Below are 631 nucleotides of genomic sequence, written 5' to 3' on the forward strand. Positions count from 1 at the left end.
CAGTAGCGATGGCAATGGGCCACGTTATTCTGAAAGAGTTTCACGTAGATAAGCCAAGTGCTTACTTCACTGAATACGTGCGTACCAAGACTGATTTCCCTTACTTGGTTATGTTAGAAGAGTCTGATCAAGGCTTACAGCAAGGTCGCTTCCTAAGAGCCTCTGATCTCGATGGTAACTTGGGTCAAGAAAACAACCCTGAGTGGAAGACGATTGCAGTTAACGATGCGAGCAATGAGTTGGTTTCACCTACCGGTTCAATAGGTTATCGCTGGGGTGAAAAAGGTAAGTGGAATATTGATCAGCTAGACGGTAATACCGGCGAAGAGATCAAATTAGGCTTATCACTAAAAGATAGTGCAGACGAAGTGGTTGAAGTTTCCTTCCCTTACTTCGGTGGACAAGAGCACGAATACGGTTATTTTGATCATACTGATCACGATGCGAATCAACTACGTAAAGTACCTGCTAAGAAAATTAAGTTAGCAGATGGTAGTGAGAAGTTGGTTGCAACTGTATTTGACCTGACTCTTGCATACTACGGTGTTGAGCACGGTTTAAACTGTGCAAATTCAGCATCAAGTTTTGACGAAGACAAGCCATACACGCCAGCATGGCAAGAAAAAATCAC

At 43.3% G+C, this 631-nt stretch carries 1 pseudogene; it reads left to right on the top strand.

The window, feature by feature from the left end:
- Positions 1-631 (top strand): annotated as a pseudogene (locus A3735_RS26070) (molybdopterin-dependent oxidoreductase); the annotation flags it as partial.

The sequence above is a fragment of the Oleiphilus sp. HI0061 genome, assembly GCF_001635675.1.